The 4,740-nt window shown below is 40.5% G+C and carries 5 protein-coding genes; 2 read left to right on the plus strand and 3 right to left on the minus strand.

Annotated features, from left to right (window positions below):
• Positions 1–593: succinate dehydrogenase iron-sulfur subunit (gene sdhB, locus L691_RS0124255; RefSeq protein ID WP_025692836.1), on the plus strand; the 593-nt coding region annotated here is incomplete at its 5' end.
• Positions 594–820: 227 nt separating this feature from the next.
• Here sdhB and L691_RS0124260 read toward each other — a convergent pair.
• The 3 genes from L691_RS0124260 to L691_RS31575 form a co-directional block, all read right to left on the minus strand.
• The gene (locus L691_RS0124260) at positions 821–1,462 is read right to left on the minus strand and encodes an ABC transporter ATP-binding protein (RefSeq protein WP_025692837.1); all 642 of its coding nucleotides are present in this window, start codon (positions 1,460–1,462) and stop codon (positions 821–823) included.
• 3 nt (positions 1,463–1,465) lie between these two features.
• The gene (locus tag L691_RS0124265) at positions 1,466–3,679 is read right to left on the minus strand and encodes a DUF1430 domain-containing protein (RefSeq protein ID WP_025692838.1); all 2,214 of its coding nucleotides are present in this window, start codon (positions 3,677–3,679) and stop codon (positions 1,466–1,468) included.
• A gap of 82 nt (positions 3,680–3,761) precedes the next feature.
• Positions 3,762–4,169 (minus strand): lactococcin 972 family bacteriocin, encoded by a 408-nt coding sequence (locus L691_RS31575; RefSeq protein ID WP_084654451.1) that lies wholly within the window; start codon positions 4,167–4,169, stop codon positions 3,762–3,764.
• Between the two features lie 247 nt (positions 4,170–4,416).
• On the opposite strand from L691_RS31575, the gene L691_RS0124270 reads away from it, so the two are divergent.
• Positions 4,417–4,740: DUF3891 family protein (locus tag L691_RS0124270; protein WP_025692839.1), on the plus strand; the 324-nt coding region annotated here is incomplete at its 3' end.

The raw sequence follows: 4,740 nt of genomic DNA on the forward strand, positions 1-4,740 counted from the left end.
CCCAAGAACATCCGTGGTGGAAGAACGGCTTCTCCGGCGAAGTATGCGGCGCCTGCTCTATGGTCATCAACGGTAAGCCGCGTCAGGCTTGCGCCGCCTTGATCGACAATCTGGAGCAGCCGATCCGCGTCGAGCCAATGAGCACCTTCCCGGTTGTTCGCGACCTCGTCATTGACCGTACCCGGATGTTTAACGCGCTGAAAAAGGTAAAAGCCTGGATTCCGATCGACGGAACGTACGACCTCGGTCCGGGTCCGCGCATGGCCGAGAAAAAACGGCAGTGGGCCTACGAGCTGTCCAAATGCATGACCTGCGGCGTCTGCCTGGAGGCCTGCCCGAACGTCAACGCGAAGACCGATTTTATCGGTCCGGCGGCCATTTCGCAGGTCCGCCTGTTCAACGCCCATCCAACGGGCGAGATGAACGCCGACGAACGGCTGGAGGCGCTGATGACGGATGGCGGCATTGAGGGCTGCGGCAACTCGCAGAACTGCGTCCGGGCCTGCCCGAAAGGCATCCCGCTGACCACTTCCATCGCCGAAATCAACAAGCAGACGACGAAGCACATGTTCAAGCGGTGGTTGGGCGTGTAGGCTTAGCCTTTTTAGCTGTAATAGCCAAATACACCTCAAGGAGTTATTCAAGCAGGTCAATTGCTTGTGAATCATAAAATTTCTAATACAAACAATGTATGCATTCATATTAGTCAGTCAATGCTAGGGAAGCTTGTAAAGCTATTCAAGGTTCAAGGAATGGGTTTTGCATGTATAAATAAGACGCTAATCCACCGCTGGCGACGGGAAGCGTCTTATTACATTCATTAGCTCAAATTTATTATCCTGTTACAACTTTTCGCTACTACTTGATCATGCGTTACGATAATTAAGGTTTTGCCGCGCTCATTTAACATTTGAAGCAACCTTATTATACAATCACGGTTGTTCTCATCCAGAGACCCCGTAGGCTCATCAGCTAGTACCAAATCACACGGTTTAAGTAAAATTCTTGCTATGGAGACTCTCTGCTGTTCTCCACCGGACAACTCATGTATTTTCTGTCTTAATGAAATGTTTAATCCAACCTGAGAGAGAGCTTCTTGCTTCAAACATATTTTCTCCGCTCTAGTTTTTCCACTATACATCAAAGCGATCTCCAGGTTAGCTTCTACAGTAGCGTTATCTATCAACGCAAAATTTTGAAACAGGTAAGCAATGTTGGATTTTAGTAACTGTCGTGCTTTTATTGAATTTGGACGAGGAATGGATTCGCCAAATAGTTCTATGTTACCTGAATCGGGTTGCTCTAACATGCCAATCATGTTCAACAATGTAGTTTTGCCTGAGCCGCTTTTTCCTGTAATTGCTACCATTTCTCCCTCTTGTACGGATATATTGATCTCCTCAAGTACATGATGCTTTCCAAAATGTTTGCTCAAACCGCTAATCTTGCAAATTGTATTCATAGGTTATAGCAAACCTCCTTTGGACATTTGGGTATTATTTCTTTTTTCCAATAGATTGAGAGCGATAGTACTTATCAAAAACTCTGATCCGGCAACCACACCAATTATTAAATAGGTGGGTAAATTATACTGATGAATCAACAACAAGGAGAGTCCAACTTGTGCAATCCAGAGGCCGAGAAATAGTAGAATGAATTCCTTATATGTCCTTCTAAAACTAAGACCAAAGAGCTTTCTCACGATAAAAGTTTTTTGATAACGATTATACAGCACCAACACATATTGGATAATTAAGAACAAGAAGCCAATCATCAAACCTCCTAATAACAGCAAGTTTAACTTAATTTCGTAATTCAATTGATTAATTTTAACCAACATATACTCATTAACCGTTACAATCGTTTTTAAATTATCGTCTAGTCGTAAGTTCCGAAGTTCTGGTAGCAATGCTTGATAGGTTGCAGCTGTATCCCGCCCGACTAGCTTAACTTTCAAAGGATCAGTCCCACCATTACCAAGAATGCCGTTACGGTTTGAAGTGAAGCTGTTTTTTTCTGTGACAACTTGAATTATAGGATCTATAATCGAATACTTCTCGGTAGGAAATACGTCAGGGTTAAAGCTGAATATCCTTTGATTGTTGCTAAGCCATAAAATTTGAATCTGTTGTTTTTTTAAATATTCGGGTATCTTTGATTTGTAAAAGTTCCGCTCGTATTCTTCCCAAGATTTTCGGTTACTTTGGAAGAAATTCATAATTTCACTTTTCCGGTTACGATATTTTTCCGGTACCAACAAAACCCAACGGGACTCTTCCTCACTAATATGAACCTGATTGTGATTAGCATCAAATATCGGATACTGATCCAAATAATTTTTGTTGACTGTTATTGAGCGAATTCCCTTGTAATCCTTGTCAAGAATCAATGCTGTTTCTTCGTACTCTCTTGTATTTATTAATAAAGATCCCATTTTATTTAAAATAGGATATAATTCATTGGCTGTTGTAAAGATGAACTTTTCGGATCCCTCTAAAAGATCATCTTTATCATATCCGGTATATATAGGATAAAAAATTCCATAATCTTTATTTTGTTCCCATCCTTTAATATTTTCTTGTTGTTCTTTAATATCGATATATTGATGGAGAATTTGATTTGCTAGTGTAAGCAGCAAGATAGAACAAATAACCTTTGTCAAAGTATTTAGAATTAGAATTAGTGTTGTATTTTTACGGTTTTTAATTAATTGTTGTAATTGTATCTTGGAGATGTAAATATAAGGAAAAATGGAAGCCAGTAAGACAAGCCCGTAGGCAATGAGAATACTTTTGACTGTCGAGAATAGAAACTCCATATTTGAGTTTGGAGTGAACAGGCATGCAAGAGATGCGATGACTATAGATGAAATTAGTGTGATTATTAAAACTTTACCTGCGACGATAAACCAAATTCTGATATTTGAGATTCCATGCAGTTTGTATGTTCCAACAATTTTTGATTGATGAAAAACGGAATATACCATCAGCAGCAGAATGACTAAAATCAGTATGTTTTGAATGTCAGTCAAAGTTGATACTGAGGCCGAAGATACTGAATTATCCAAAGCTGTGTTTTTGTTTGAGAATTCATTAAATGTTAAAGAGGTGTGAAAACGAATATTGATATATTCTGAAAAAGTAGATAAGAATTGACGAAAGACTTGTAGGTCTGTCGTCTCTACATAATAAGTTCCCGCTACGGGCAAATGTTGATAAGCCATGAGCAAAGGGTTTACGCTAATCAGATTATTGTTTCCGAAATCTTTGATTGAGCCTATACAATTTGAATTTTTGCTAGGTAGGTTAGACAAGTAATGTTTGTTTTCTACCATATCTTTCGAGGTTAGGGGTTTCCCGCTTGATAAGTGAATATAGTTATATAGGTCGGTGTTCCTCGTTAACAGAACATATTTTACAATCTCAACTTCATTATTTGGTTTATTATTGATACTAGGTCTAAACAGATTAACATTGGTCTCAATAGCCGATTTCTGCAGGAGTGGGTATACTACTTCTGGGTCCGCAAAAATCGCACTATCTGGTATAGTGAAAGCCGTGCCAAGTATCTGTTCCAGACGTTCGACTTTATTGAATTCGTTAAGATCGGTCAGTATATAATTTTTTGTGTAAGTTAGCACAGACAATATTATCAAAAAGAATACAACAATTTTTTTCATACAAGCATACTCCTTGTGTAAGCTTTGCTATTCAATAATTAAGGATCATCATCTGTAAGATGATGATCCTTAAAAGGATTATTTAAATACCCGGAACATACTGAGCACTCCAGTAGGCGTGTGTTGCATCATCAATACTGCCTTGTGCGCTTGAGTATGCTGTCAACCCTACAGGTTGATCTCCGCTGTGCGACTCTGTTGTGCCAATAGAGCAAGAAGAGCTATGAATATACTTGGGGTGATTGTAGTTAGAATAAACCTTCTTACTGAGTGGAAATACATAGCTCGTACCGTAATCCCATGTACCTCCACCTGTATTTACGGAAGCAGGGGTTACTGCAAAAGGTGTAACCGAAGCATTGAGTACAGGAGCATTTGTAAGATCAACGGAGCCACTGGTTGCAGCTTGATTGCTATCGGCCATTGCTTGCCCCGAAATGGCTACTACTGCAAGAGCTATTACTGCTCCCAAAATGCGTTTTTTAATCAATTTAATTCATTCCTTTCAATAAATTGACTATAATATTACAATTTCCGGAAATTGTGTTATCAGTATATCATGTGTTAGTGTTGAAATGTAATAGGAAATTGGGTCTATTCTGTTTTTATGCATAAAAATGTAATTTGTGTTCTTTAATCATTGAGAAGAAGGAATCTCCCAATCCAAACCGGCTGAGCAAATATGGTATAATCTCCGTACTGATACATGGAAATGGAATCTATTGGGAGGTATATCGGTGATTTGTCGGGAGCAGGATGAGAAGTTTGTCATGATCAAGCAGCATGACCACGGGCTGCTGGCCGGGGAATTTGCGGCGCGGTTCCGCATGGAGGAGGTTCCCCGGAAGCGCAGGATGGATGAAGTGCTGTATGCGATAGGCAATCATGACCGGGGGTGGATTGATCTGGACGAAGCCCCTTTCTGGAATGATACGGCCAAGGCGCCGTACAGCTTTATCGATTTCCCCGTCGTGCCGAAGCTGGCCTTCTACCGGCGGGGTCTGGACGAAATCGAAGCGGTGACCCCTTACGGAGCGCTGCTGTGCAGCCTGCATTTTGAA

It is taken from the genome of Paenibacillus zanthoxyli JH29 (genome assembly GCF_000520715.1).
Taxonomy (GTDB): Bacteria; Bacillota; Bacilli; order Paenibacillales; family Paenibacillaceae; genus Paenibacillus_AQ; species Paenibacillus_AQ zanthoxyli.